The sequence below is a fragment of the Streptomyces sp. NPDC015127 genome, assembly GCF_043080095.1.
Taxonomy (GTDB): Bacteria; Actinomycetota; Actinomycetes; order Streptomycetales; family Streptomycetaceae; genus Streptomyces.
The window spans coordinates 92,786-119,368 of the sequence record NZ_JBIBVE010000020.1 but is presented as its reverse complement, the minus strand read 5'-3'; the positions used below and the strand labels follow the sequence as shown (position 1 = coordinate 119,368).

The window sequence follows — 26,583 nt, the reverse complement described above, 5'->3', positions numbered from 1 at the left end:
GCCGGTCTGACCGGCCGCAAGATCATCATCGACACGTACGGCGGCATGGCCCGCCACGGCGGCGGCGCCTTCTCCGGCAAGGACCCGTCCAAGGTGGACCGCTCGGCGGCCTACGCGATGCGCTGGGTCGCCAAGAACGTCGTCGCGGCGGGCCTCGCGGGCCGTTGCGAGGTGCAGGTCGCGTACGCGATCGGCAAGGCGGAGCCCGTCGGCCTGTTCGTGGAGACCTTCGGCACGGCGACGACCGACGTCGAGAAGATCGAGCAGGCCATCGCCGAGGTCTTCGACCTGCGCCCGGCCGCGATCATCCGCGACCTCGACCTGCTCCGCCCGATCTACGCCCAGACCGCGGCGTACGGCCACTTCGGCCGCGAGCTCCCCGACTTCACCTGGGAGCGCACGGACCGCGTCGATGCGCTGCGCGCGGCGGCGGGTCTGTAAGCAGACACCCTGCCGCGAGGGCCCCGGACCGCCACGGTCCGGGGCCCTCGCGCGTGCGGGGCGCGCTGCGCGCGTGGGGGGGAGGGCGATGCCCCCTGGCCCCGGTGCGTCGTCGGGCGCCGCCGTTGGGGCCGCTGCCGGGCAGGCGGAAGCGTGGGCCGGGGACGTCGCGCGTGCGGAGGCGCGGCTGTGAGGCCGTGCGTCGGGGGCCGAGTGGGCCAAGGGCGCGGGTGCTCCGGGGGCCGGCCGCCGGGTGTCCGCTGCCGTTTTCGCCGGCCGGGGCGCTGTCGGTGGGCTCTGGTAGGAATGGGGCTGTGAGCAGCGACAACGAGCGGCCCGAGGAGTCCGCCGCAGGCGGGCCCGAGCAGCTTGCGCTCATCCGGGAAACCGTGCGCAAGGCCAAGGTGCCCAAGGCCAAGCCGCGCACCTGGCGCGGGGCCGCGCTCGCCAAGGAGCTGCCCGTCGCGCGGGTCGTGGTCAACAAGGGGGTCCTGCACCTCGACCAGTACTTCGACTACGCCGTGCCCGAGGAGCTCGACGCCGTCGCGCAGCCCGGTGTGCGCGTGCGCGTGCGGTTCGGGGCGGGGGCGCACCGGGTCCGGGAGGGACGCCGCGAGGGCGGCGGGCTCATCGACGGCTTCCTGGTCGAGCGCCTGGCCGAGACCGACTACACCGGACCGCTCGCGGCACTCGCCCACGTCGTCTCGCCCGAGCCCGTCCTCGGCCCGCAGATGCTCCGCCTCGCCCGCGCCGTCGCCGACCGGTACGCGGGCAGCCTTGCCGACGTGCTGCAGCTCGCCGTTCCGCCGAGGAACGGGCGCGCCGAGGCCAAGCCGTCGCCCGAGCCCCTGCCGCCACCGGCGCCGCCCGGCGCCGGCTCCTGGGAGCGGTACGGGCGGGGGCCCGGGTTCATCGACACCCTCGCGGCCGGCGGCTCCCCGCGCGCTGTGTGGACCGCGCTGCCCGGCCCGCACTGGCCGGACGAACTGGCCCGTGCCGTCGCCGCGACGCTCGCGTCCGGGCGCGGTGCGCTCGTCGTCGTGCCCGACGGGCGCCGCGCCGCCCGCGTCGACGCCGCCCTCACGGCCCTGCTGGGCGAGGGCCGCCATGCCGTGCTGACCGCCGAGTCCGGCCCCGAGAAGCGCTACCGGCAGTGGCTGGCCGTGCGCCGGGGCTCGGTGCGGGCCTTGGTGGGGACCCGGGCCGCCATGTTCGCGCCCGTGCAGGACCTCGGACTCGTCGTCGTCTGGGACGACGGGGACGCCAGCCACAGCGACGACAACGCGCCCTTCCCCCATGTCCGTGAGGTTCTCGAGCTGCGCGCCGCCCACGACGGGTGCGCCTTCCTGCTGGGCAGTACGAGCTGCACAGTCGAGGCCGCCCAGCTCGTCGAGAGCGGCTGGGCGATGCCGATCGTCGCCGACCGGGTGCGCGTGAGGGCCGCGGCGCCCCTGGTGCGCACCGTCGGCGACCAGGACCTCGCGCGGGACGAGGCCGCGCGCGCGGCCCGGCTGCCCAGCCTCGCCTGGCAGGCGGTACGGGACGGGCTGCGGACGGGGCCGGTGCTGGTCCAGGTGCCCCGGCGCGGTTACGTGCCCCGGCTCGCCTGCGAGCGGTGCCGGACACCGGCGCGCTGCCGGCACTGCGCCGGGCCGCTGGAGGCGCCGGGCGAGGGCGAGCTGCGCTGCGCGTGGTGCGGGCAGGGCGAGCCGGAGTGGCACTGCGTCGCCTGCGGCTCCGTGCGGCTGCGGGCGCGGATCGTGGGCGCGCGCCGCACGGCGGAGGAGCTGGGCCGCGCCTTCCCCGCGGTGCCCGTGCGCACCTCCGGCCGGGACCACGTGCTCGACGCCGTCCCCGCCCGCCCCGCACTGGTGGTCTCCACGCCGGGCGCCGAGCCCGTGGCCGACGGCGGCTATGCGGCCGCGCTGCTGCTGGACGGCTGGGCCATGCTCGGACGGCCCGATCTGCGCGCGGGCGAGGAGGCACTGCGCCGCTGGATCGCCGCGGCCTCGCTGGTCCGGGGCCAGGAGGAGGGCGGCACGGTCGTCGTGGTCGCCGAGCCGACGCTGCGGCCGGTCCAGGCGCTCGTGCGCTGGGACCCGGCCGGCCATGCGCTGCGGGAGCTCGCCGAGCGGGCGGAGCTCGGCTTTCCGCCGGTGTCGCGGATGGCGGAGGTGGTGGGCCGTCCGGAGGCCGTCGCGTCGTTCCTGCTCGCCACCGAACTGCCCGATGAGGCCGAGGTATTGGGGCCGGTCCCGCTGCCGGTGACCGACGCCGGGCGGGCACGCAGGCCCGGGGACGCGCCGGTGGGGGAGCGCTGGGAGCGGGCGCTGCTGCGGGTGCCGCCGGGCCGGGGGGCGGCGCTGGCGGCGGCGCTCAAGTCGGCGCAGGCATCCCGCCTGGCCCGTGGCGGCACGGACCCGGTCCGCATCAGAATCGACCCGCCCGACATCGGGTGACGGGTGGCATGTCCTGGGGCATGGAGGGCGTTCCCGCCGGGGTGCCGTGTGGCGTCGGCCGGTGCGGGGGCGGGCCTGCGGAGGGGGACCCGGACGGTTTTCCGGCGACCGCAAGGGTGGTGCGGTGACCGACGACGCCCCACGCCCGGGCACCTCCTCCTCCGACCCCGACCCCCTCCCGCCGGTGGAGGCGTTGCGGCTGTCGAGTCCTCCACGGGGGTGGTCACAGCGGGGCAGCGGGGGCATCGGCCCCCGCGTCTGTCCCCGCGTCAGCCATTGCGCGGGCCCGGGAACGCCCCCGGGCGCGGCTCCGCCGGCTGCGGCGGCATCGAGCGCGCGGCCGGAACTGCAGGCACCGGCGGCAGCGTGCGCGTCGTCGTCGTCGGCTCGGGCTCCGTGGCGACCGGCTGCGGCGTCGCCCTGCGGGCGCCGTAACGGCGGTGCACCGCCTGCTTGGTGACGCCGAGTGCCGAGCCCACCGCGTCCCAGGAGAAGCCCAGAGAACGGTCGAAGTCCACGGCCGCGGTCACGAGCGTCTCGACACTGTCGCGCAGCTCCTGCGCGAGACGGACGGTGGGGGCCGGGGCCCTGCCGTAGACGACGAAGCCCGTGGACGGGCCGGAGCGGCGCGGGCGGTAGACATTGCCCAGCTGGGCGGTGAGCGTGCGCAATGCGTCCACCTGCCGGCGGACCCGCTCGATGTCCCGCACCAACAGGTGCAGACTTGCCCGGGCTTGGGCGTCGTGGGTTGCGTGGTCGGCCATTGACAAGCCTCTCGAACCGGCGTTGAAAAGGGGCCGGGCCGCATCCGGGGCGGCCCGCTTCGGTCAATCTCTCTTGACCAACGCTCCGGCCGCCGATCTGGTCACGCTTCGGGGCGTATGTGCATATGCACGGGGCGCGCGGTCTCCCGTACGCCCCCTGTGGGCCTGCCCCATAGACTGGTGAGCTGCTCGTCGCACCAGTACGTACCGGCACACGTCCGAGAGGCAGTCAGCCACCGATGAAGCTCGTCTTCGCAGGTACCCCCGAGGTCGCCGTCCCCGCCCTGGACGCCCTGATCGCCTCAGGACGGCACGAGGTCGCCGCCGTGGTGACGCGGCCGGACGCGCCCGCCGGGCGCGGCAGGCACCTGGTGGCCAGCCCGGTCGCGCAGCGCGCCCAGGAGGCCGGGATCGAGGTGCTCAAGCCGGTCAGGCCGCGCGACGAGGCGTTCCTGGAGCGGCTGCGCGAGATCGCCCCCGACTGCTGCCCGGTCGTCGCCTACGGCGCGCTGCTGCCCAAGGCCGCCCTGGACGTGCCCGCCCGCGGCTGGGTCAACCTGCACTTCTCGCTGCTGCCCGCCTGGCGCGGCGCCGCTCCCGTCCAGCACGCGATCCTCGCCGGCGACGAGATGACCGGTGCCGCCACCTTCCAGATCGAGGAGGGTCTCGACTCCGGCCCGGTGTACGGCGTGATCACCGAGCCGGTGCGGCCCACCGACACCAGCGGTGACCTGCTGACACGGCTGGCGTTCGCCGGTGCCGGGCTGCTCGCGGCGACGATGGACGGCATCGAGGACGGCACCCTGAAGGCAGTGCCGCAGCCGGCCGAGGGCGTCTCCCTGGCCCCGAAGATCACCGTCGAGGACGCGCACGTCGACTTCGCCGCCCCCGCGCTGCGCGTCGACCGTGTCGTCCGCGGCTGCACGCCCGCCCCCGGCGCGTGGACGGTCTTCCGCGGCGAGCGGCTCAAGCTGATCCAGGTCGCCCTGCTGCCCGACCGTACGGACCTGGCGCCCGGCGAGCTGGACCCGGGCAAGAACAACGTCTACGCGGGCACCGGATCGCACGCCGTCGAACTCCTGTGGGTCCAGCCGCAGGGCAAGAAGCCGATGCGGGCGGCGGACTGGGCGCGCGGGGTGCGCATCGCCCCGGGCGAAAGGCTCGGCGCGTAGGGGGTGTCCGGTGGATCAGGGCCGGATAGGACGCGGCGTCTGGTGCATGAGGTCTCCCCAGGTCCGCAGGGCCTAGGGGACGCATCGCAAGGCGCCGGAGTGCCCTGATAGCGGAGCTATTGGGGCATTTCGCCAACGCTGGGGGCACCTCCCGTGCCCGAAGGGCTACGGGGAGAGGTGCCGTCGCCTGGGGGTACCCCCAGGCGAAGCCATGGGGGAGCGTCGTGGCCCCGGCCGAGATCCGCCGGACACCCCCTGTGCCGGCCCGCGGGGACGCCGGGGCGCGCGGCGTAGGCTGACAGGGTTCAACCCTCATCGAAAGCGGAGCACCTTTTGAGCGAGCAGTCCCGTCGCCGTCCCCCCAAGCCCCACCGCCGTCCCAAGAAGGATCCCGTCCGGATCCTCGCCTTCGAGGCGCTGCGGGCCGTCGACGAGCGGGACGCGTACGCGAATCTCGTCCTGCCGCCCCTGCTGAAGAAGGCGCGCGAGAAGGGCGACTTCGACACGCGTGACGCGGCGCTCGCCACCGAGCTCGTGTACGGCACGCTGCGCCGCCAGGGCACGTACGACGCGATCATCGCCGCCTGTATCGACCGGCCGCTGCGCGAGGTCGACCCGCCCGTGCTCGACGTGCTCGCGCTCGGCGCGCACCAGCTGCTCGGGACACGGATCCCGACGCACGCGGCGGTCTCGGCGAGCGTGGAGCTCGCGCGGGTGGTGCTCGGTGACGGGCGCGCCAAGTTCGTCAACGCCGTACTGCGCAAGATCTCGCGGGACGACCTGGACACCTGGGTGGAGCGCGTCGCCCCGCCGTACGACGAGGACGCGGAGGACCACCTCGCGGTCGTGCACTCGCATCCCCGCTGGGTCGTCTCCGCGCTGTGGGACTCGCTCGGCGGCGGCCGTGCCGGGATCGAGGACCTGCTGGAGGCGGACAACGAGCGGCCCGAGGTGACCCTGGTCGCCCGGCCCGGCCGCGCGACCACCGGTGAACTGCTCGACGTGCTGGGCGAGGACTCGGCGCTGCCGGGCCGCTGGTCCCCGTACGCCGTCCGGCTCGCGGAGGGCGGCGAGCCCGGCGCGATCGGTGCCGTGCGCGAGGGGCGGGCCGGCGTCCAGGACGAGGGCAGCCAGCTCGTCGCGATCGCCCTGGCCAACGCCCCGCTGGAGGGGCCCGACAAACGGTGGCTCGACGGCTGCGCCGGCCCCGGCGGCAAGGCCGCCCTGCTCGGCGCCCTCGCGGCCGAGCGCGGCGCGACCCTGCTGGCCTCCGAGAAGCAGCCGCACCGGGCCCGGCTCGTGGACCGCGCCCTGACCGGCAACCCCGGCCCCTACCAGGTGATCGCGGCGGACGGTACGCGTCCGCCGTGGCGTCCGGGGGTCTTCGACCGGGTGATCGTCGACGTGCCGTGCTCGGGTCTCGGCGCGCTGCGCCGCCGCCCCGAGGCCCGCTGGCGCCGCCGCCCGGAGGACCTGGAGGGCTTCGCCCCGCTCCAGCGCGCCCTGCTGCGCGAGGCGTTGAGCGCCGTGCGGGTCGGTGGTGTGGTGGGGTACGCGACCTGCTCGCCGCACCTCGCCGAGACGCGGGTCGTCGTGGACGACGTCCTGCGCGGGCGCGGCGGCCCGGCACCCGAGGCGGAGCTGCTGGACGCGCGGCCGCTGATGCCCGGCGTCCCGGCGCTCGGCGACGGACCGGACGTGCAGCTGTGGCCCCATGTGCACGGGACCGACGCGATGTACCTGGCGCTGCTGCGCCGCACCGCGTAGCCGGACCGCGCAGCCGTACGCCACAGCAGCACCGCTTGCCCCGCGCCGCGCGGCCGGCCCGCTGACGGGCCGGCCGCGCGGCGCGTCCGCGTCCTTGACAGATCGCGAGAGCGGGCGCGGCCGGCGCACCGCGGGGCCGCACGTCGAGCGAGAGCGCGTCACGAGCGCGGAACGGAGCACGAAGGTGTCCGGCAGCGCGCACCGGCGCGCAGTCGGGGCTTCCGGGAGGCCGCACGTCCGGTCGAATGGCCGGTATTGCGGTGGGCTGTGCGCATCCTGCCGGAGCCCGGTCCGTACCGAGTACCGTCCCGGGGAGGGGAACCGGCCCGGAACATGGCAGGCTTGGCACATGGCCGTTCAGATCAACCCCAGTATCCTCTCCGCCGACTTCTCGCGCCTCGCGGAGGAGGCCAAGGCCGTCGAGGGCGCCGACTGGCTCCACGTCGACGTGATGGACAACCACTTCGTGCCCAATCTGACCCTGGGCGTGCCGGTCGTGGAGTCGCTCGCCAAGGCGACGGACACCCCGCTGGACTGCCACCTGATGATCGAGGCCCCCGACCGCTGGGCTCCTCAGTACGTCGAGGCCGGCGCCGGCTCCGTCACCTTCCACGTCGAGGCCGCCGCCGCTCCCGTGCGCCTCGCCCGCGAGATCCGTGCCAAGGGCGCGCGCGCGTCGATGGCGCTGAGGCCGGCGACCCCGATCGAGCCGTACGAGGACCTGCTGCCTGAGCTCGACATGCTGCTGATCATGACGGTGGAGCCGGGCTTCGGCGGGCAGGCCTTCCTGGACATCATGCTGCCGAAGATCCGCCGCACCCGGGAGCTGATCTCCAAGCACGGTCTGGAGCTGTGGCTGCAGGTCGACGGCGGAGTGTCGGCGTCGACGATCGAGCGGTGCGCGGAGGCGGGCGCGGACGTGTTCGTCGCGGGTTCCGCGGTCTACAACGCGGAGGACCCGGCCGCGGCGGTGCGGCTGCTCCGGGACCAGGCGTCGGCGGCCACCGCCTCGGCCGCCTGGGCGTGCGGCCACTGAGGAAGCGCTCCGATGGCCGCGCTTGTTCAACCGATGTTGGCCCATCAGGGCTGATCAAGGACCGGTGGATCTGACAGGATGGCCGGATCCGGGAGTGTGTGTACGTGTGTACAGCAGTGAGGAGATCGCGGTGACTGCTAGGCCGGCGGGACGGTCCGCCCTGCGGATGGGGCCCGCTGAGCTGGTGCAGGCGGCGGCCATGGCACGTCGCTTCTACCTCGAGGGCAAGTCCAAGATCCAGATCGCGGAGGAGTTCGGCGTCAGCCGCTTCAAGGTCGCGAGGGTCCTGGAGACCGCGCTCGAACGTGATCTGGTACGGATCGAGATCCGTGTCCCCGCCGAGCTCGACGCCGAGCGTTCGGACGCGCTGCGCGCCCACTACGGACTGCGGCACGCGGTCGTCGTCGAGTCCCCGGCGGAGGCGGACGAGTCGCCCGACCCCGAGAACCTGGGCGAGGTGGCCGCGGATCTGCTCGGCGAGCTGGTGAACGAGGGCGACGTCCTCGGTCTGGCCTGGGGCCGGTCCACGATCCACATGGCGGCGGCCCTGGACCGGCTGCCGCCGTGCACGGTCGTGCAGCTCACGGGCGTCTACGACGCGGGGACCGCCGAGCGCGGTTCCGTCGAGGCGGTACGGCGGGCGGCCCAGGTCTCCGGCGGCGAGGCCCACCCCATCTACGCGCCGATGCTGCTGCCGGACCCGGCGACCGCGGCGGCGCTGCGGCACCAGACGGGGATCGCCCGCGCCTTCGACTACTTCGACAAGGTGACCGTCGCCTGCGTCTCCATCGGCTCGTGGGAGCCGGGCATCTCGACGGTGCACGACATGCTCTCCGACGAGGAGCGCGCGCACTACGCCTCGCTCGGTGTGGCCGCGGAGATGTCCGCGCACCTCTTCGACACCCAGGGCCGCCGCGTCGGACGCGACCTGGGGGAGCGCTGCATCACCGTCGAGGCCGACCGGCTCCGGCGTATCCCCGAGGTCGTGGCGATCGCGGGCGGGCAGCGCAAGGCGGAGGCCATCGCGGCGGTGCTGCGCTCCGGCCTGGTGACCAGCCTGGTCACGGACACGGCGGCGGCCGATCAGCTGCTGGCGTCGGAACCGGGTCAGCGGCCCGCCCTGGAGCGCGCGGACCCGGACGACTGACCCGGCGGGCGGGCCGCGCCACGGCGTGGTCCGCCGGTCCCCGGACCCGGGCGTTTGGAGGATCCGCTCGGAGCGCGGCGCCGTGACTGGAGCTTTCGCCGGGGCATGACAACGGGCCCGGCATGGGAGAATGAAGTACGTGCGTTTTCCCCGGCTGCAATGCCCGGGGATCCTCCGATCGACTGGGATGTTCTGCACGTGCGTTTCCTCAATGACCAGAAGCCGCCGTACGACCTGACGTACGACGATGTGTTCATGGTGCCGAGCCGTTCGGCCGTGGGCTCCCGCCAGGGCGTGGACCTGTCCTCCCCCGACGGCACCGGTACGACCGTTCCGCTGGTCGTCGCCAACATGACGGCCATCGCCGGCCGCCGGATGGCCGAGACCGTCGCCCGCCGCGGTGGCCTCGTCGTCATCCCGCAGGACATCCCGATCGAGGTCGTCACCGACGTCATCACCTGGGTCAAGAGCCGCCACCACGTGCTCGACACCCCGATCGTGCTCGACCCGCACCAGACCGTCGCCGACGCGCTGTCGCTGCTGCCCAAGCGCGCGCACAACGCGGGCGTCGTCGTCGACGCCGACCAGCGTCCCCTCGGTGTCGTCACCGACGCGGACCTGAACGGCGTGGACCGCTTCACGCAGCTGTCCGAGGTCATGTCCACGGACCTGCTGCTGCTCGACGCTGACATGGACCCGCGCGAGGCGTTCAACACCCTGGACCACCACAACCGCCGGTACGCCCCCGCCGTGGACAAGGACGGCCGCCTCGCCGGCATCCTCACCCGCAAGGGCGCGCTGCGCGCGACCCTCTACACCCCCGCCGTCGACGCCAACGGCAAGCTGCGCATCGCCGCGGCCGTCGGCATCAACGGCGACGTGGCGGGCAAGGCCAAGCAGCTGCTCGACGCGGGCGTCGACACGCTCGTCGTCGACACCGCGCACGGTCACCAGGAGTCGATGCTCAGCGCGATCAAGGCCGTCCGTGGGCTCGACCCGCAGGTGCCGATCGTCGCCGGCAACATCGTCGCCGCCGAGGGTGTGCGCGACCTCGTCGAGGCCGGCGCGGACATCATCAAGGTCGGTGTGGGCCCCGGCGCCATGTGCACCACCCGCATGATGACCGGCGTGGGCCGCCCGCAGTTCTCCGCCGTCCTGGAGTGCGCCGCCGAGGCGAAGAAGTACGGCAAGCACGTCTGGGCCGACGGCGGCGTCCGCCACCCGCGCGACGTCGCCATGGCGCTCGCCGCCGGTGCGTCGAACGTGATGATCGGCTCCTGGTTCGCCGGGACGTACGAGTCCCCGGGCGACCTCCAGCAGGACGCCAACGGCCGGCTCTACAAGGAGTCGTTCGGCATGGCCTCCGCGCGCGCCGTGCGCAACCGTACGAGCGAGGAGTCCGCGTACGACCGGGCCCGCAAGGCGCTGTTCGAGGAGGGCATCTCCCACTCGCGCATGTTCCTCGACCCGGCCCGCCCGGGTGTCGAGGACCTGATCGACTCGATCATCGCGGGTGTGCGCTCGTCCTGCACGTACGCCGGTGCCGGTTCCCTCGAGGAGTTCGCCGAGAAGGCGATCGTCGGCGTCCAGAGCGCCGCCGGTTACGCGGAGGGCAAGCCCCTGCACGCCAGCTGGAGTTGATGCGCTCCGGCGTCCGGCACGCCCGGCACGTCCTGCACAGTCCGGCTTCCGCGCCAGTCGCGGGAGCCGGACGCCGCGTTTGTGCGCGGTGTTTTCCACTTTCCGCGAACTCCCTGGCATGCGCGGGGACATCCGGGGTAGGCGCGCCTTCGCACTGACATCGGAGCAGGGGAGGACGAAGTGTCCACGGCGAGCACGGTCCCGACCGAACTCACGCAGCCTGGAGTCCAGCGCCCGGACATGGTGGAGCTGGATCTTCCGGATGTGCGGAATCCGGGGGAGGTTGCACCCAAGGACGCACGCGAGATCTCCAAGCTCTTCTTCGAGCGGCTCGACTCGCTCGACGAGGGCACCCATGAGTACCAGTACGTTCGCAACACCCTGATCGAGCTCAACCTGGCCCTGGTCAAGTACGCGGCCGGCCGCTTCCGCAACAGGGCCGAGCAGATGGAGGACATCGTCCAGGTCGGCACCATCGGCCTGATCAAGGCGATCGACCGCTTCGAGCTCAGCCGCGAGGTGGAGTTCGCGACGTTCGCCGTCCCGTACATCGTCGGTGAGATCAAGCGGTTCTTCCGCGACACCAGCTGGGCCGTGCATGTGCCGCGCCGGCTCCAGGAGCTGCGGATCGATCTGGCGAAGGCCGTCGACGAGCTCTCGCAGAAGCTGGACCACACGCCGACCACCGGCGAACTCGCCGCGCACCTGGGGCTGGACGAGGAGGAGATCATCGAGGGCGTCGTCGCCAGCAACGGCTACACGGCCGGGTCGATCGACATGCCCATGGACGACGCCTCCGACCACGCGGCGGTGCCGCTCTCCGACCGCCTTGGCGCACCCGACGCGGACCTGGAGACGGCGGAGAACGTGCAGGCGCTCAAGCCGCTGATCGAGGAGCTCGACGACCGTGACCGGCGGATCCTGCGGATGCGTTTCGGCGAGGAGATGACGCAGTCGGAGATCGGCGAGGAGCTGGGCGTGTCCCAGATGCACGTGTCGCGGCTGCTGACCCGGATCACCGGGCGGTTGCGTGAGGGGCTGCTCGTGGTGGAGTGACACCACTGGCATGAATGGGCGGCGGGCCTCCGCCGCCCGTCCCGGACCACATTCCCCCCACGGCAGAAACGGCGTCCTGGCAGACCAGGACGCCGTTTCTGTTGCCGGGTTGCCCGGAAATACGGAGTGCCGGGGTGCCGGGCCGGAGCGTCGGGCACCGTCAGGCCCGCGGTGGCGCGTCAGCAGGAGGGGGCCGCCGCCGGACGCACCCAGGTCGCCTGGACCCGTTTGCCGTACGGCTGCGGGCAGACCTCCACGCGGCTCGCGAGCTGCTGCACCATGTGCCACCCGAATCCGCCGCCGCCGGACAGCGAGGGCCGGCGCGCGACGGGCGGCAGCGTGCTGGAGTCCTCGATGCCCACCACGAGCGTGTCCGTGCCCGCTGTCAGATGCAGGCGCCACCAGCCGGCCGTGTGCCGTACCGCGTTGGAGACCAGCTCGGAGACGACGAGCAGCACGGCGTCCGGGTCCACCCAGGGGCAGTGGTGCAGCAGGAACTCCGCGGTGGCCGTACGGGCCCCCGCGCTGTGTCTGCTCTCCGGATGCGGTGATTCCTCGATCACCACATGGCGCTGTGCGTTCATCAACCGCTCGCCTACCCGGTCCGCGCGCATCTATGAGCGATTCGTCGCATACCCCCGTGTGACGTGCTCCGTGATCTTCTCGTTCACCCGGGCGCAATGTTTCCCCGCACGCCGCGTCAGCGCGCAATGATCGGCCGCCGATGCGCAACAACGATGCATTACGGCTGTGAGCTGCGGACTCGTAGGCTCAAGCCCCGTACCAGGAGTGGCGGTGACCGTCTGCTCGGCGGTCCCTTCCCCCTGCGTGGGCTGTTTCGTCACGCCTGCGGGCCGCCGGAGGTCCCCCTCGCCGATCCCCGCAGCGATGAAGGAGCCCCGACGTGCTGGACCACGGAGCAGCGCCGCCCGCGACCGAGCCACCGTCCTCCCCGAGCCCCACCAGGACGCCCGCGCTCGGCGCACGCCTGATGCGGCGCAAGTCCGTCGACAGGCTGGTCGCCGAGGGCGGCCAGGGGGAGGGCGGAGCGCTCCGCCGCTCACTGACCATGTGGCAGCTGACGATGATCAGCATCGGAGCCACGCTCGGCACCGGCATCTTCGTCGTCCTCGGCGACAGCGTTCCCAAGGCCGGCCCCGCCGTCACCCTGGCGTTCGTCCTCGCCGGACTCACCGCGCTCTTCTCGGCCCTCTCGTACGCCGAGCTGGCCGGCTCCATACCGGTCGCCGGCTCCTCCTACTCGTACGCGTACGCGACGATGGGCGAACTCGTCGCCTGGGTCTGCGGCTGGTGTCTGGTCCTCGAGTACGGCGTGTCCGTCGCCGCCGTGGCCGTCGGCTGGGGCGAGTACCTCAACGAGCTGCTGAACGGCACGATCGGCGTCACCATTCCGGGCGTGCTCTCCTCGGCGCCCGGCGAGGGCGGCATCATCAACCTGCCCGGCCTGATCGTCGTCCTGCTCGCCATGGTCTTCCTGCTCGGCGGGGCCAAGGAGTCCGCCCGGGCCAACACGATCATGGTCGTCGTGAAGATCGCCGCGCTGGTCCTCTTCTGCGCCATCGGCTTCATGGGCTTCAAGTCCGGCAACTACGCCGACTTCATGCCGCTCGGCATGGCGGGCGTCAGCGCCGCCGGGGCCAGCCTGTTCTTCTCGTACATCGGCTTCGACGCCGCCTCCACCGCCGGTGAGGAGGCGAAGAACCCGCAGCGCGACCTGCCCCGCGCGATCATGCTGTCGCTGATCATCGTCACCGCGCTGTACGTCCTGGTCGCCGCCGTCGCCGTCGGCGCCTGGAACTGGAAGGACTTCGAAGGTTCCGAGGCCTCCCTGACCGCCATCATGAACGACGTCAGCGGCCAGACCTTCTGGGGCACGCTGCTCGCGGCCGGCGCCGTCATCTCCATCGCCAGCGTCGTCCTGACCGTGCTGTACGGCCAGACCCGTGTGCTGTTCGCCATGTCCCGTGACGGCCTGGTGCCCAAGGTGTTCGGCAAGGTCAGTGGCAAGACCGGCACGCCCCGCGTCAACACCGTGATCGTGTCGCTCTTCTGCGGCGCCCTCGCCTCCGTCATCCCGCTGGGCAAGCTCGTCGACGCCACCAGCATCGGCACCCTCTTCGCCTTCGCGCTGGTCAACATCGCGGTGATCGTGCTGCGCCGCACCCGGCCCGACCTGCCGCGCACGTTCATGGTGCCGCTCGGCTGGCTGTTCCCGGTGCTCGGCTTCGGCTTCTGCGTCTACAACATGTTCAGCCTCGACTCCGTCACCTGGGTCGTCTTCGGTGCCTGGATGGCCGTCGGCCTCGTGTTCTACTTCCTGTACGGCCTTCGCCGCTCCCGACTCGCCACAGCAGAGAAGTGATCCACCCGCAGTGCGACTGAACGATCTCGACGAACGCATCGTCCACGCCCTCGCCGAGGACGCCCGCCGCTCCTACGCCGACATCGGGGCGATGGTCGGCCTGTCCGCCCCCGCGGTGAAGCGCAGGGTGGACCGGCTGCGCGCGGAAGGTGCCATCACCGGATTCACCGTACGGGTGGACCCGGCGGCGCTCGGCTGGGAGACCGAGGGCTTCATCGAGATCTACTGCAGTCGCAACACCTCGCCCGAGGCCATCGAGCGCGGGCTGAAGCGGTACCCGGAGATCGCGTCCGCCTCCACCGTCACAGGGGACGCGGACGCGATCGTCCAGGTCTTCGCCGCCGACATGCGCCACTTCGAGCGCGTGCTGGAACGGATCGCGGGCGAGCCGTTCGTGGAGCGCACCAAGTCGGTGCTGGTGCTCTCGCCGCTCCTGCGGCGCTTCTCTTCGGGCGCGCCCGCGTAGTCCGCCGCCGGCCGGGTTCCGTCCCGCGTCCGCGGTGCTTCTCCTCGGGCGCGCCCGCGTAGTCCGCCGCCGGCCGGGTTCCGTCCCGCGTCCGCGGTGCTTCTCGTCGGGCGCGCACGTGTAGTCCCACCGTCCGCCGTGGTCCGGCCCGCGTCCGCGGCGGCGCGGGAGGCGCGCAACGAATCGCCGGGGCGGGGCCCGGGCACGCAACGGATCGTCCGTCGGTCCGCAACGCTTGAGTCTTGTCCAGGCCGAGCGCGAAAACGTACCGTTTTGACGTCTCCCCGACACCCCCTCCTCCGCTCTCCTTCACACGACAGAGGTCTGCCGATGCCGTCGCTGCGCACCGCCCTGCTCCAGAGCTCCGGACGGCCCGGTGACGTCGTCGAGAACCTGAAGGTCCTCGACGAGGCCGCGGGCCGTGCCGCCGCGGCCGGCGCGCGGCTGCTGGTGTGCCCCGAGATGTTCCTCACCGGGTACGCGATCGGCGACGACGTGCCGAAGCTGTCGGAGCCCGCCGACGGCCCCGGCGCCCGCGCCGTCGCGGAGATCGCGGTGCGCCACGGCATCGCCGTCCACTACGGCTATCCGGAGCGCGCCGGCGACGTGATCCACAACTCGGCGCAGCTGATCGGCCCGGGCGGCGAGCGCCTCGCGAACTACCGCAAGACCCACCTCTTCGGCCGCTTCGAGCAGCAGTGGTTCACCCCCGGTGACACCGCCGTCGTCCAGGCGGAGCTCGACGGGATCCGCATCGGGCTGCTGATCTGCTACGACGTGGAGTTCCCGGAGAACGTGCGGGCCCATGCGCTGGCCGGCACCGACCTGCTGCTCGTGCCGACCGCGCAGATGCACCCCTTCCAGTTCGTCGCCGAATCGCTCGTACCGGTCCGGGCGTTCGAGAGCCAGATGTACATCGCGTACGTCAACAGGACCGGTCCCGAGGGCGAGTTCGAGTTCGTCGGCCTCAGCTCGCTCGCGAGCCCCGACGGCACCGTCCGCACCCGTGCAGGCCGGGGCGAGGAACTCGTCGTCGGCGAGGTCGACCCCGTCCTCCTCGCCGCGTCGCGCGAGGACAACCCCTACCTGCGCGACCGGCGCCCCGGCCTCTACCGCTCGCTGGTCTGACGCCGCCCCCTCCCGCTTCCCCCGCTTCATCGTTTTCCGTGCAAGGAGTCCGTACCCCATGACGTCCACGGTGCCCACCACCGCCGTCCAGCACAGCGACGCGCAGCCGCCGATCACCATGTTCGGTCCGGACTTCCCGTACGCCTACGACGACTTCCTCGCCCACCCGGCGGGGCTCGGCCAGATACCCGCGACCGAGCACGGCTCCGAGGTCGCCGTCATCGGCGGCGGCCTGTCCGGCATCGTCGCCGCGTACGAGCTGATGAAGATGGGTCTCAAGCCGGTCGTCTACGAGGCGGACAAGATCGGCGGACGGCTGCGCACCGTGGGCTTCGAGGGCACGGGCACGGACGAGCTGAGCGCCGAGATGGGCGCGATGCGCTTCCCGCCCTCCTCCACGGCCCTGCAGCACTACATCGACCTGGTGGGCCTGACCACCAAGCCGTTCCCCAACCCGCTCGCGCCCTGCACCCCCTCCACCGTCGTGGACCTCAAGGGCGAGTCGCACTACGCCGAGACCATCGACGACCTGCCGCAGGTCTACCGCGACGTGATGGACGCCTGGAACACCTGCCTGGAGGAGGGCGCCGACTTCTCCGACATGAACCGCGCCATGCGCGAGCGCGACGTCCCGCGCATCCGGGAGATCTGGGCGAAGCTCGTCGAGAAGCTCGACAACCAGACCTTCTACGGCTTCCTGTGCGAGTCGGAGGCGTTCAAGTCCTTCCGCCACCGCGAGATCTTCGGCCAGGTGGGCTTCGGCACGGGCGGCTGGGACACCGACTTCCCGAACTCCATCCTGGAGATCCTGCGCGTCGTCTACTCCGAGGCCGACGACCACCACCGCGGCATCGTCGAGGGCAGCCAGCAGCTCCCGCTGCGCCTGTGGGACCGCGAGCCCGAGAAGATCGTCCACTGGCCGCTCGGGACCTCGCTGTCGTCGCTGCACGACGGCGAGCCGCGGCCCGCCGTCACCCGGCTGAACCGCACCGCGGGCAACCGGATCACGGTCACGGACGCGTCCGGTGACATCCGCACGTACCGGGCGGCCGTCTTCACCGCGCAGTCCTGGATGCTGCTCTCCAAGATCGCCTGCGACGACTCGCTCTTCCCGATCGACCACTGGACGGCGATGGAGCGGACCCACTACATGGAGTCGTCCAAGCTGTTCGTGCCGGTCGACCGGCCGTTCTGGCTGGACAAGGCCGTTGACGGCCAGGGCAACGCGACAGGCCGCGACACCATGTCGATGACCCTGACCGACCGCATGACCCGCGGCACGTACCTGCTCGACGACGGTCCCGACAAGCCGGCCGTGATCTGCCTGTCGTACACCTGGTGCGACGACAGCCTGAAGTGGCTGCCGCTGTCCGCGAACGAGCGGATGGAGGTCATGCTCAAGTCGCTCGGTGAGATCTACCCGAACGTCGACATCCGCAGCCACATCATCGGCAACCCGGTGACCGTGTCGTGGGAGAACGAGCCCTACTTCATGGGCGCCTTCAAGGCGAACCTGCCCGGCCACTACCGCTACCAGCGCCGCCTGTTCACCCACTTCATGCAGGACCGGCTGCCCGAGGACAAGCGCGGCATCTTCCTCGCCGGCGACGACATCTCCTGGACGGCGGGCTGGGCCGAGGGCGCCGTGCAGACCGCGCTGAACGCCGTCTGGGGCGTCATGGCCCACTTCGGCGGGACGACCGACCCGTCCAACCCGGGCCCCGGTGACCTCTACGACGAGATCGCCCCCGTCGAACTGCCGGAGGACTGAAGTCCGCGCGCTGATCCGCCCCTCAGGGGCGGATCAGCGCCAGGGGGTGAGCAGGCAGCGGCCCACCAGGCCGACGCCCGCGTCGAGGCGGTCGGTGAACTCATCGGCCAGATCCGGGAGTTCGCGCAGCCCCCACAGCAGCCGGGCCGCCGACCACGCGCCCTCCCTGGCGCGGTCCAGGCTCCACGAGCCGACCAGATGCGTCAGGGGGTCGGCGATCTGCAGCAGATCGGGTCCCGGCATCACGTCCTCGCGGATGCGTTCCTCCAGCAGGACGAGGACGTCGCCGACCCGGTCGAAGGCGCCCTCCACGTCCGCCGGTTCGCAGCCGAGCGCATGGCACGTGTCCACGACGGCGAGGGCCAGGTCGTGCCCGATGTGCGCGTTGATCCCGGCGAGCGCGAACTGGAGCGGCCGTACGCCCGGATGGCGGCGGTACTGGAACAGCGGCCGCCAGCAGGCCGGCGGGCGCAGACCCTCGGCCGCCGCGTCGACCGCCGAGAGGTAGCGCCGCGCGAACAGCACGTCGAGCGTGACGGCGGCCCGCCGGTCCGCGAACAGGCCGTCGTCGATGTGCCGGCCGATCTCCCGCGTGACCGCGAGATAGACCCGGTTGAACACCGCGAGGCCGTCCCCGGCCGGCCACGCGGAGCCGTACGCGAGCATCCGCCGGACCACCGAGTCGAGCGCCGCCGGGCCGTGGCCCGGCAGCACCGCGAGCTGTTCACTCTGCGCCATGGAGGCAGGGTCCCAGTCCACGGCCCGGTGGCGCGGTGACGGGCCGTGGCTTCCCCGGAAAGGAGGACGGGACGTCCTGGGAGCCGGTGCCCGGCGTGCTCCCGGGGTGCTCCCGGGGTGCTCCCGGCGTGAACGGTTGACCGTTCATCTTGTACTTTCCGTTCGGTACGTACACGAACGGAGAGTGCTCAATGTCGGGTTTCGGGTGGAAGCTGCACGGAGATGGCCGGGATCTGAGGCCGGGTGAGGTCGTCCGGCCGAACGAGCGGCTCACGTGGACCCGGACGATCGGTTTGGGCGCGCAGCATGTCGTCTCGATGATCGGTGCATGTTTTGTCGCCCCGGTGCTCATGGGGCTCGACCCCAGCCTCGGCCTGATGGCCTCGGGCGTCGCGACCCTGCTGTTCCTGGTCATCACGCGCGGACGAGTCCCCAGCTACCTGGGATCATCCCTTTCCTTCGTCGGTGTCGCCGCCGTCATCGGAAGCCAGGGCGGTGGGCCGGCGGAGCTCACCGGTGCGCTGTTCGTCGTGGGCCTCGCCCTGGCCGCGGTGGGCGTCGTGGTCCAGTTCCTGGGCGCGCGGGTTGTCCACGCGGTGCTGCCGCCGGCGGTGACGGGCGCCGTCGTCATGCTGATCGGCTTCAACCTCGCTCCGGTGGCCGCGGGAACCTACTGGCCGCAAGACCAGTGGACCGCGCTCGCCACGATGCTCTTCACCGGCCTGGCGCTCGTCGTGCTGCGTGGATTCTGGTCACGTATCGCCATTTTCCTGGGCCTGGTCTTCGGTTACGTGCTCTCCTGGATCCTCGACCTCACCCTGGGCCGGATCCACTCCGCCGACGGCAGCGGCAAGGTCGTGGACCACTGGCGTCTCGACCTGACCTCGGTCAAGGAAGCCGCCTGGATCGGCTTCCCCGACATGCATGCGCCCTCGTTCAGCGCGTCGGCGATCGTCGTCGCCCTGCCCGTCCTGATCGCTCTGGTCGCCGAGAACACCGGCCACATCAAGGCGGTTGGCGAGATGACCGGCGACCCCCTCGACGACAAGCTCGGCACTGCCATCGCGGCGGACGGCGCGGCCACCATGGTCTCCACGGTCGCCGGTGGCCCGGCCACCACCACGTACGCCGAGAACATCGGCGTCATGGCCGCCACCCGTGTCTACTCGACCGCCGCCTACATGTGCGCCGCCCTCTTCGCCCTTCTCTTCGGTCTGTGCCCGAAGTTCGGGGCGTTCGTCGCGGCCATCCCGGGCGGCGTGCTGGGCGGCATCACGGTCATCCTCTACGGCATGATCGGCCTGCTCGGCGCCCAGATCTGGGTCCGCAACAAGGTCGACTTCAGTCAGCCGCTCAACCTGATTCCGGCCGCCGCCGGCGTCATCGTCGGCATCGGCGGCGTGTCGCTGAAGATCACCGACAACTTCGAGCTCAACGGCATCGCCCTCGGCACCCTCCTGGTGCTCACCGGTTACCACTCCCTCCGCTGGCTGTCCAAGGCCGCGGGCACGCCGCAGGGGGCGCTCCTGGACGCGGGCACGACGAGGTACGACGACCCGGTGGCGTAGGAGGGGAACGCGCGCTGACGCAGACGTACCAGGCGCGCGGCGCGCTCTGTCAACTGCCGCTCGCGCCCGTGATCTCTGCGTCCGCGCGCAAGGAGTGGTGCACTGCGCGACAACTGGCTGCGCGGCCTCCGCCCTAGCCTGACCGGGTTCCAGCCGCGCCAGCCATCAGGAAACGAGGAAACACCGCATGCCGTACATCACCGTGGGCCAGGAGAACTCCACCGCCATCGACCTCTATTACGAGGACCACGGGACCGGACAGCCGGTCGTCCTCATCCACGGCTTCCCCCTCGACGGCCACTCCTGGGAGCGGCAGAGTGCCGCGCTGCTCGACGCCGGCTACCGCGTGATAACTTACGACCGCCGCGGGTTCGGGCAGTCCAGCCAGCCGACGACCGGCTACGACTACGACACCTTCGCGGCCGACCTGAACACCGTGATGGAGACCCTCGACCTGCGCGACACCGTCCTCGTCGGGTTCTCGATGGGCACCGGTGAGGTCGCCCGGTACGTGTCCGCCTACGGCTCCGCCCGGGTCGCCAAGGTCGCCTTCCTGGCCTCGCTGGAGCCCTGCCTGCTCAAGACCGACGACAACCCGGACGGGGTCGCCCCGAAGGAGTTCTTCGACGGCGTCGTCGCAGCCGTCAAGGCGGACCGCTACGCGTACTACACCGCCTTCTACCAGGACTTCTACAACCTCGACGAGAACCTCGGCACCAGGATCAGCGAGGAGGCGGTACGGAACAGCTGGAACGTCGCCGCGAGTGGCGGGTTCTTCGCGGCGGCCGCCGCGCCGTCGACCTGGTACACCGACTTCCGGGCCGACATCCCGGCCATCGACGTGCCGGCCCTGATCCTGCACGGTACGGGCGACCGCATCCTGCCCGTCGAGGGAACCGCGCGGCCGTTCCACAAGGCGCTTCCGTCCGCCGACTACGTGGAGATCGAGGGCGCCCCGCACGGACTGCTGTGGACCCACGCGGAGGAAGTCAACGCGGCGCTCCTCACCTTCCTGGGGAAGTGACCCGCCGCCGGATCGTCGTCCCGTTCCGCGCACGTCCCACGAGCGCCGACTGCCCGTCCGGAGGACCGGTCGGGCAGTTCGCGCGGCACCTGCGGCGCAGCAGCGGCCGTCGTCCATCGCGGCCCACCACGCCGGCCCGGAGAGGGCGCTGACGGGCAAGCTCCCCTGCACGCACAGGCATGACGGCCGTCCGGCCGCTGCCTACATTTCCGGCATCCACACAGTTGCCGACGTGAAGAGGTCCCCATGCAGTTCGGTATTTTCTCGGTGGGGGACGTGACCCCCGACCCGACCAACGGCCGTAATCCGTCGGAGCAGGAACGCATCAAGGCGATGGTCGCCATCGCGCTGAAGGCGGAGGAGGTCGGCCTGGACGTCTTCGCAACCGGTGAGCACCACAACCCGCCGTTCGTGCCGTCGTCGCCGACCACGATGCTCGGCTACATCGCCGCCCGTACCGAGAAGTTGATCCTTTCCACCGCCACGACGCTGATCACCACCAACGACCCGGTGAAGATCGCCGAGGACTACGCGATGCTCCAGCACCTGGCCGACGGCCGGGTCGACCTGATGATGGGCCGCGGCAACACCGGCCCGGTGTATCCGTGGTTCGGCCAGGACATCCGGGAGGGCATCAACCTCGCCAAGGAGAACTACGCACTGCTGCGCCGGCTGTGGCGCGAGGACGTGGTGGACTGGGAGGGGAAGTTCCGCACGCCACTGCAGGGGTTCACGTCCACGCCCCGGCCGCTGGACGGCGTACCGCCGTTCGTGTGGCACGGATCGATCCGCTCTCCGGAGATCGCAGACCAAGCGGCCTTCTACGGCGACGGCTTCTTCCACAACAACATCTTCTGGCCCGCCGAGCACACGCGGCAGATGGTCCAGCTGTACCGGCGGCGGTACGCCTTCCACGGCCACGGCCGGCCCGAGGAGGCCGTCGTCGGCCTCGGTGGGCAGGTGTTCATGCGGAAGAACTCCCAGGACGCCGTACGGGAGTTCCGCCCCTACTTCGACAACGCGCCCGTGTACGGGCACGGGCCGTCGCTGGAGGAGTTCACCGAGCAGACTCCGCTGACGGTGGGGTCTCCCCAGGAGGTCATCGAGCGGACTCTGTCCTTCCGTGACACCGTCGGCGACTACCAGCGGCAGCTGTTCCTGATGGACCACGCGGGTCTGCCCCTGAAGACCGTCCTGGAACAGCTCGACATCCTCGGCGAAGAGGTGGTGCCCGTCCTGCGCAAGGAGTTCGCGATCGGCCGCCCGACCGACGTCCCGGACGCTCCCACCCACGAGTCGCTGCGGGCCGTTCAGGAGGTGTCCGCCGCATGAAGCTCGTCGCTGTGTCCGCGGGGCTGAGCACCCCGTCCTCCACACGCCTGCTCGCCGACCGTCTCGCAGAGTCGGCCCGCGGCGAACTCGCCGCTCAGGGCCACGAGGTGGAGACCGAGGTCATCGAGCTGCGCGAACTGGCCGGCGCTGTCGCCAACCACCTCGTGACCGGCTTCCCGTCCCCCCAACTGGCCGCCGCGATCGATGCGGTGACGGGTGCCCACGGCCTGATCGCCGTGACCCCCGTGTTCACCGCCTCCTACAGCGGGCTGTTCAAGTCCTTCTTCGACCTGATCGACCCGGACGCCCTCACCGGAAAACCGGTCCTCGTCGCGGCGACGGGCGGCACGGCCCGTCACTCCCTGGTCCTGGAACACGCCCTGCGACCGCTCTTCGCCTACCTGCGCGCCGCCGTGGTCCCCACCGCGGTGTACGCGGCGTCCGAGGACTGGGGATCCGGTGGTGACGAGTACACCGAGGGCCTGCCCGGGCGCATACGGCGGGCGGCCGGGGAGCTGGCCGCCCTGATGGCCGCCCGCCCGGCCGGGGAGACGCCTGATGACGACATCACCGCGCTCGAACGGCAGCTCTCCGACCTGCGCTTCGACTGAGGCCGGCCCGGGCGGGTCACAGAGAGGACACCGCGGATTCACCGACTGGGCCGGGGCCCTGGGCGTGGTACGGCGGCCATCGGCGGCCGGTCCTCATCCCTCCAGCTGGAGCTTCTCCCGCAACTGGCCACGGGAGGTGATCCCCAGTTTCGGATAGATCCGGTACAGGTGTGCTCCGATGGTGCGGTGGGAGAGGTAGAGCTGCTGGCCTATCTCCCGGTTGGTGAGTCCTGTAGCGGCCATCTGCGCGATCTGCAGTTCCTGCGGCGTGAGCAGATCCCAGTCCGCGGGCATGCTCTGTGTCCCACCCTCGCCCGCGGAGCGGAGCTCTTGGCAGGCGCGCTCGTGCCAGGGCTGGGCCCCCAGAGAGGCGAAGGACTCCCTGGCGATCCGCAGGGGCGCTCGGGACTCCATCACCCGTCGCCTACGACGCAGCCATGCGCCGTAGGCGAGCAGGAGGCGCGCCCGCGTGAAGGGGTCCCTGGACATGTCCAGGTCGAGCGCCGACCGGAACGACGCCTCGGCGTCCTCGTCGTCGGCCAGGAGGGCGTGCGCGAAGCCCAGGTTCGCCCTGATCAGCCGGGCCGTCGTGGCCGCGGCCGTTTCGTCGAGCCGGCTGAGGGCGTCGCGCGCCACGGCCCGTTCCGCGTCGCTCACGGCGGCCTCGGCGAGCGCCGGGATCGCGATGGTCTGGATATAGGGATGGTGCGCGGGGTCCGCGGGGTCGAAGACCCGCCACACGCAGGCGAACGCCTCGGCGTGACGGCCGGCCGCGAGTCCGATCATGCCTCGCGTGATCTGGATGAAGGCGAGGTTGGAGGAATTCGCCACGGCGAGCACGTGGCGTTCAGCCTGTCCGATGGCGGTCTGCGCCGTCTCCAGGTCCCCGAGCACCGCCGAGCAATGGGCCTTCGCGATGAGTGCACCGGTGACCCAGCGAGGCTGGGCGTTCTCCTCTGCGAGCCGCAGGGCCTCGGCCACGCTCGGCAGGCCCGACTCCCAGTCCACGATGTGCGCCGCGGTGAACGACAGCGACACCAGGGACTGGGCGAGGAGCCCCAGCCGTCCCTGGGCCCGGAGGCCGGCCGCCGCGTGACGGAGGAAGCCCGCCGCATGGTCGTAGCCACCCATCGTCGTGGCCGCCGTACCGAGCGTGGCGGCGGCGAGGGCGTCGTAGCCGCCCTCGCTCTCCAGGCGCTCGAACCGCTCGATCACTGTCGCGCCACGCTCGAGCGGGGTGGCGGCGGCCAGGATGAACACCAGGTCGGGGTGCAGCTCAGGGACGGGCAGCCGCTCGGCCGCGGCCACCACACGCTCGCGCAGAGCGCGCCCCGGATCGGCCCACCAGCATCGTCGCGCCGCGACTCGCAGCAGCCGCAGCGCGAGTTCGGGATCACCGGCGTCTGCCACATCCTCCGCCGTGGCGATCAGGAGGTGCAGACGGGGGATGCTCTTCGACACATCGACTTCGAGTGCCTCGCTCAGCAGTACCGTGCGGGCCCGCTCCAGCACGTCGAGTTCCAGCGGTGCCGCCAGATGGAGAAGGGCCGCAGCCTGATCCGTCCTGCCGAGTTCGAGGGCCAGTTCCGCCGCTTTGAGCAGGCGCTTTCCCTTGCGCGAGGGGATTTCGCCGAGTGCGATGGACCGCTCCAGGGCCGCCAGGGCCACGGCCGGCGCGCCTCGCGCCTCCGCTCTGGCGGCTGTCTCGTCCAGTTCCGCGGCGACGGATTCGTCGTGCCGACCGCTGGCGGCGGCCCGGTGCCAGGTCCGACGGTCGGATTGACCGTCCAGGACCGCGGCCAGCGCGCCGTGCGCGGCGAGGCGATCGGCGAGCGAAGCGGTCTGCAGGATCGCCGACCGCACGAGAGGGTGGCAGAACCGGATCCGGTATTCGTCCGCCGTGACCAGGCCGATCTCCACTGCGGGAGACAAGGCTTCCGGAGAGACGTCGGAGCCCGCCAATACCGAAGCGGCAGCGAGGACCTCGCCCAGCGCCCCTTCGTCGTCGGAGGCCGCGACGAGCAGCACGCTCCCCGTGTCGGACGGCAGGTCGAGCAGCCGAGAGGCGAATGCTTGCTCGAGTCTTGAGGTGAGGGGAACGGCTGAGGAGGTCAGGGCCTCGGCCGGGGCTCCCTGCTCACGCAGCGCGGCGGGCAGTTCGATGAGGGCCAGGGGGTTCCCCGCGGCCGCGTCGAGCACCCGGTGCCGGAGTGGCGGTTCGAGCTGCGGCTCCACGGCATCCAGGAGGGCCCCGGCATCGTTCGTGGTGAGGGGGTGGAGTCGGAGTTCGCTCAGCGCGAGGGTGTCCAGGGGCGTCGTGTGCCCGTCGCGGATGCCGAGCAGCATTCCCAAGGGTTCGGCCCCGAGTCGCCGGGCGACGAACACGAGAACGTCCAGGGTCGGCGAGTCGAGCCACTGCGCGTCGTCGACGACCAGCAGCACGGGCGTCTGGCCTGCTGTTTCGGTGAGCAGGTCGAGCGTCGCCAGAGCGATCAGGAAGAGCTGCGGGGCACGCCCCGCGGGGGGCGGCTCGGCCATTCCGAAGGCCCCGAGCAGCGCCTCCGCCTGGACGGGCGGCAGCTCTGGAACACGGTCCAGCATCGTCCGCGTCAGCTCGTAGAGCCCGGCGAAGGGCAGATGGGTCTCGGCCTCCACCCCGGACGCGGTGAGCACGGCGACTCCGGCGCTCTGCGCCCGGTGCGCGGCCCGTGACAGAAGCGCGGACTTGCCGATGCCGGGAGCGCCACGGACCACGAGCACCCCGCCCCCCTCGGGCAGCCCGTCGACGAGCGCATCGAGAGCGGTGCGCTCCTTGTCCCTGCCGAACAGTTCGTGGCCCGACATCCGATGACCCCCAGGCCCCAGTACGTATGAGCAGCGAAAACATTGTATGTGCGCTGTATGTCGGGAGCTGGGGCGCCTGCGGTGAGGGCGCGGCGTGCGCCGCGCCCCACGACCGACAGTCACTTCGCAGTCATCGTGCCGATGCCCCGGACACAGGCCGGTCCCAGGCTGGATGGTGGAAGTGCTTGAAAGTTTGAAAGGCCCGGAATCGTGACGCCAGGCGCACCGCCACCCGATGAACACAGTCTCGCCGGCAACCCGCTCACCACGGCTACGGCGCCTGCCCACCAACGACGGACCTACTGGCGCGAGGCCCTGTCCCGGACCTTCGGCGCCGTGGCCGGCCTGACCGTCCTGGCCGACGAGCGGCTCGGCGGTAAGGCGTGCCTGCGGGATCTGGGCAGGGGGAGAATGCGGCTCTCGCCATCGACACAGCGGAACACCGCTGGGGTTTCACCAATTCCGCTCACTTCAGCCGGGTATTCCGGTCAGCTTACGGCCCCCCGGCCGGTGGCGCGCCGGTCACGACCGGCGTCGCACGCCCGAGTTCTCGTGAGATCCGCCAGTCCGGCAAAGTCCGCGGCCGCTTCTTCTTTCTCAGACAACACCTCGTACGTTCTTCGACAAGGCGCCCCCATGGGAAGTTTTAGGTTGTTCGCAAAGAAACTTCCCCTGAGGGACCCGATGATCGGGGTGCGAAATGAGCAAGCCGTTTTCCGATGCCGCCGACGAGATCTCGGTCACCCACGAAGTGGTGGTGCACGTCGTCGTCGCGGACCAACCGCCGATATCACTGCCCGCGGAACTGCGCTACGACAGGACGGACCCGTACGCCGTGTGCCTCTCCCTCGGGGCGACGTCGACCGGCACGGTCGACTGGGTGTTCGCCCGCAGTCTGCTGTCGGAAGGGCTGCGCAAACCGGTGGGCGTGGGAGACGTCCTGGTGATACCCCGGCGCCGCCACGCTCGGCCCGCGGTGCGCGTGGTCGTCAGGTCCGCCGCGGGAGCCGCTCTGCTGGACATCGCGGCTTCGGCGGTCACCGCGTTCTTGAAGCAGACCGATCTGGTCGTGCCGCCGGGCACGGAGGACCTCCACATCGACATGGACCGGGTCGTCGCCGAACTCATGGCGGAAAGCGACTGACAGACCGGCTCGGGCAGCGCAGCCGTTTCTCACATTGTCGAATATTTGCCGACAGGGTTCCACTGTCTGTAGAAAGGGGTCATCGAGAGAG

At 71.6% G+C, this 26,583-nt stretch carries 21 protein-coding genes; 17 read left to right on the top strand and 4 right to left on the bottom strand.

The annotated features are described in order from the left end of the window. The coding region (locus ACF08N_RS32040) for a methionine adenosyltransferase domain-containing protein (protein WP_392328222.1) at positions 1-441 on the top strand (441 nt) is incomplete at its 5' end. 314 nt (positions 442-755) lie between these two features. Then, on the top strand, positions 756-2,900 hold the full coding sequence (locus tag ACF08N_RS32035; protein ID WP_392328221.1) for a primosomal protein N': 2,145 nt from the start codon (positions 756-758) through the stop codon (positions 2,898-2,900). 269 nt (positions 2,901-3,169) lie between these two features. Here the strand turns inward: ACF08N_RS32035 and ACF08N_RS32030 are convergent, their stop codons facing one another. Next, positions 3,170-3,664 carry a hypothetical protein gene (locus ACF08N_RS32030; protein ID WP_392328220.1) on the bottom strand — a complete coding sequence of 165 codons (495 nt, stop codon included), beginning with the start codon at positions 3,662-3,664 and terminating at the stop codon, positions 3,170-3,172. Positions 3,665-3,903: 239 nt separating this feature from the next. On the opposite strand from ACF08N_RS32030, the gene fmt reads away from it, so the two are divergent. The 6 genes from fmt to ACF08N_RS32000 all read left to right on the top strand — a co-directional run bounded on the left by fmt (position 3,904) and on the right by ACF08N_RS32000 (position 11,483). Beyond that, on the top strand, positions 3,904-4,836 hold the full coding sequence (gene fmt / locus ACF08N_RS32025; protein WP_392328219.1) for a methionyl-tRNA formyltransferase: 933 nt from the start codon (positions 3,904-3,906) through the stop codon (positions 4,834-4,836). 333 nt (positions 4,837-5,169) lie between these two features. Then, on the top strand, positions 5,170-6,603 hold the full coding sequence (locus tag ACF08N_RS32020; protein WP_392328218.1) for an RsmB/NOP family class I SAM-dependent RNA methyltransferase: 1,434 nt from the start codon (positions 5,170-5,172) through the stop codon (positions 6,601-6,603). 349 nt (positions 6,604-6,952) lie between these two features. Next, the gene (rpe, locus tag ACF08N_RS32015) at positions 6,953-7,639 is read left to right on the top strand and encodes a ribulose-phosphate 3-epimerase (protein ID WP_392328217.1); all 687 of its coding nucleotides are present in this window, start codon (positions 6,953-6,955) and stop codon (positions 7,637-7,639) included. Positions 7,640-7,745: 106 nt separating this feature from the next. Beyond that, entirely contained in the window at positions 7,746-8,786 is a 1,041-nt protein-coding gene (locus tag ACF08N_RS32010; RefSeq protein ID WP_392328216.1) for a sugar-binding transcriptional regulator, read from the top strand. Positions 8,787-8,984: 198 nt separating this feature from the next. Continuing rightward, positions 8,985-10,427 (top strand): GuaB1 family IMP dehydrogenase-related protein, encoded by a 1,443-nt coding sequence (locus ACF08N_RS32005; protein ID WP_392328215.1) that lies wholly within the window; start codon positions 8,985-8,987, stop codon positions 10,425-10,427. 180 nt (positions 10,428-10,607) lie between these two features. Beyond that, a complete protein-coding gene (locus ACF08N_RS32000) occupies positions 10,608-11,483 on the top strand; it encodes an RNA polymerase sigma factor SigF (protein ID WP_392328214.1) in 876 nt (291 codons plus the stop codon). Positions 11,484-11,662: 179 nt separating this feature from the next. Here ACF08N_RS32000 and ACF08N_RS31995 read toward each other — a convergent pair whose 3' ends face one another. Further along, positions 11,663-12,067, bottom strand: coding sequence for an ATP-binding protein (locus ACF08N_RS31995; RefSeq protein ID WP_392328213.1), 405 nt, complete (start codon positions 12,065-12,067; stop codon positions 11,663-11,665). A 320-nt stretch (positions 12,068-12,387) separates the two neighbouring features. Between ACF08N_RS31995 and ACF08N_RS31990 the strand changes: the two genes are divergently transcribed. The 4 genes from ACF08N_RS31990 to ACF08N_RS31975 all read left to right on the top strand — a co-directional run bounded on the left by ACF08N_RS31990 (position 12,388) and on the right by ACF08N_RS31975 (position 17,231). Next, on the top strand, positions 12,388-13,866 hold the full coding sequence (locus tag ACF08N_RS31990) for an amino acid permease (RefSeq protein ID WP_392328212.1): 1,479 nt from the start codon (positions 12,388-12,390) through the stop codon (positions 13,864-13,866). A 10-nt stretch (positions 13,867-13,876) separates the two neighbouring features. Continuing rightward, positions 13,877-14,332 carry an Lrp/AsnC family transcriptional regulator gene (locus tag ACF08N_RS31985; RefSeq protein ID WP_177153281.1) on the top strand — a complete coding sequence of 152 codons (456 nt, stop codon included), beginning with the start codon at positions 13,877-13,879 and terminating at the stop codon, positions 14,330-14,332. A gap of 330 nt (positions 14,333-14,662) precedes the next feature. Then, positions 14,663-15,460 carry a carbon-nitrogen hydrolase family protein gene (locus ACF08N_RS31980; protein WP_392328211.1) on the top strand — a complete coding sequence of 266 codons (798 nt, stop codon included), beginning with the start codon at positions 14,663-14,665 and terminating at the stop codon, positions 15,458-15,460. 58 nt (positions 15,461-15,518) lie between these two features. Then, on the top strand, positions 15,519-17,231 hold the full coding sequence (locus ACF08N_RS31975) for a flavin monoamine oxidase family protein (protein ID WP_392328210.1): 1,713 nt from the start codon (positions 15,519-15,521) through the stop codon (positions 17,229-17,231). A 33-nt stretch (positions 17,232-17,264) separates the two neighbouring features. On the opposite strand, the gene ACF08N_RS31970 is transcribed toward ACF08N_RS31975, so the two are convergent. Further along, a complete protein-coding gene (locus tag ACF08N_RS31970) occupies positions 17,265-17,969 on the bottom strand; it encodes a DUF5995 family protein (RefSeq protein ID WP_392328209.1) in 705 nt (234 codons plus the stop codon). Positions 17,970-18,160: 191 nt separating this feature from the next. On the opposite strand from ACF08N_RS31970, the gene ACF08N_RS31965 reads away from it, so the two are divergent. The 4 genes from ACF08N_RS31965 (at position 18,161) to ACF08N_RS31950 (ending at position 22,504) form a co-directional block, all read left to right on the top strand. Continuing rightward, positions 18,161-19,537, top strand: a complete 1,377-nt coding sequence (locus tag ACF08N_RS31965; protein ID WP_392328208.1) for a uracil-xanthine permease family protein — start codon at positions 18,161-18,163, stop codon at positions 19,535-19,537. A 187-nt stretch (positions 19,538-19,724) separates the two neighbouring features. Further along, positions 19,725-20,561: an alpha/beta fold hydrolase gene (locus tag ACF08N_RS31960; RefSeq protein ID WP_392328207.1), complete on the top strand. Its 837-nt coding sequence runs from the start codon at positions 19,725-19,727 to the stop codon at positions 20,559-20,561. A gap of 246 nt (positions 20,562-20,807) precedes the next feature. Continuing rightward, positions 20,808-21,893: an LLM class flavin-dependent oxidoreductase gene (locus tag ACF08N_RS31955; RefSeq protein WP_392328206.1), complete on the top strand. Its 1,086-nt coding sequence runs from the start codon at positions 20,808-20,810 to the stop codon at positions 21,891-21,893. Continuing rightward, complete coding sequence (locus ACF08N_RS31950; protein ID WP_392328205.1) at positions 21,890-22,504, top strand: FMN reductase; 615 nt, start codon at positions 21,890-21,892, stop codon at positions 22,502-22,504. Before ACF08N_RS31955 ends, ACF08N_RS31950 begins: the two co-directional genes overlap by 4 nt. Positions 22,505-22,597: 93 nt before the next feature. On the opposite strand, the gene ACF08N_RS31945 is transcribed toward ACF08N_RS31950, so the two are convergent. After that, positions 22,598-25,348, bottom strand: coding sequence for an ATP-binding protein (locus tag ACF08N_RS31945; RefSeq protein WP_392328204.1), 2,751 nt, complete (start codon positions 25,346-25,348; stop codon positions 22,598-22,600). Between the two features lie 700 nt (positions 25,349-26,048). On the opposite strand from ACF08N_RS31945, the gene ACF08N_RS31940 reads away from it, so the two are divergent. Continuing rightward, positions 26,049-26,492 (top strand): SsgA family sporulation/cell division regulator, encoded by a 444-nt coding sequence (locus tag ACF08N_RS31940; RefSeq protein ID WP_392328203.1) that lies wholly within the window; start codon positions 26,049-26,051, stop codon positions 26,490-26,492. Positions 26,493-26,583: the final 91 nt, after the last annotated feature.

What these genes read in the sequence shown, in the direction of transcription:
- ACF08N_RS32030 (WP_392328220.1), bottom strand. Translation starts at nt 3,664, where the DNA reads ATGGCCGACCACGCAACCCACGACGCCCAAGCCCGGGCAAGTCTGCAC.
- ACF08N_RS31995 (WP_392328213.1), bottom strand. Translation starts at nt 12,067, where the DNA reads ATGAACGCACAGCGCCATGTGGTGATCGAGGAATCACCGCATCCGGAG.
- ACF08N_RS31970 (WP_392328209.1), bottom strand. Translation starts at nt 17,969, where the DNA reads ATGGCGCAGAGTGAACAGCTCGCGGTGCTGCCGGGCCACGGCCCGGCG.
- ACF08N_RS31955 (WP_392328206.1), top strand. Translation starts at nt 20,808, where the DNA reads ATGCAGTTCGGTATTTTCTCGGTGGGGGACGTGACCCCCGACCCGACC.
- ACF08N_RS31950 (WP_392328205.1), top strand. Translation starts at nt 21,890, where the DNA reads ATGAAGCTCGTCGCTGTGTCCGCGGGGCTGAGCACCCCGTCCTCCACA.
- rpe (WP_392328217.1), top strand. Translation starts at nt 6,953, where the DNA reads ATGGCCGTTCAGATCAACCCCAGTATCCTCTCCGCCGACTTCTCGCGC.
- ACF08N_RS31960 (WP_392328207.1), top strand. Translation starts at nt 19,725, where the DNA reads ATGCCGTACATCACCGTGGGCCAGGAGAACTCCACCGCCATCGACCTC.
- ACF08N_RS31945 (WP_392328204.1), bottom strand. Translation starts at nt 25,348, where the DNA reads ATGTCGGGCCACGAACTGTTCGGCAGGGACAAGGAGCGCACCGCTCTC.
- ACF08N_RS31980 (WP_392328211.1), top strand. Translation starts at nt 14,663, where the DNA reads ATGCCGTCGCTGCGCACCGCCCTGCTCCAGAGCTCCGGACGGCCCGGT.
- fmt (WP_392328219.1), top strand. Translation starts at nt 3,904, where the DNA reads ATGAAGCTCGTCTTCGCAGGTACCCCCGAGGTCGCCGTCCCCGCCCTG.
- ACF08N_RS31940 (WP_392328203.1), top strand. Translation starts at nt 26,049, where the DNA reads ATGAGCAAGCCGTTTTCCGATGCCGCCGACGAGATCTCGGTCACCCAC.
- ACF08N_RS31965 (WP_392328208.1), top strand. Translation starts at nt 18,161, where the DNA reads ATGTCGGGTTTCGGGTGGAAGCTGCACGGAGATGGCCGGGATCTGAGG.
- ACF08N_RS31975 (WP_392328210.1), top strand. Translation starts at nt 15,519, where the DNA reads ATGACGTCCACGGTGCCCACCACCGCCGTCCAGCACAGCGACGCGCAG.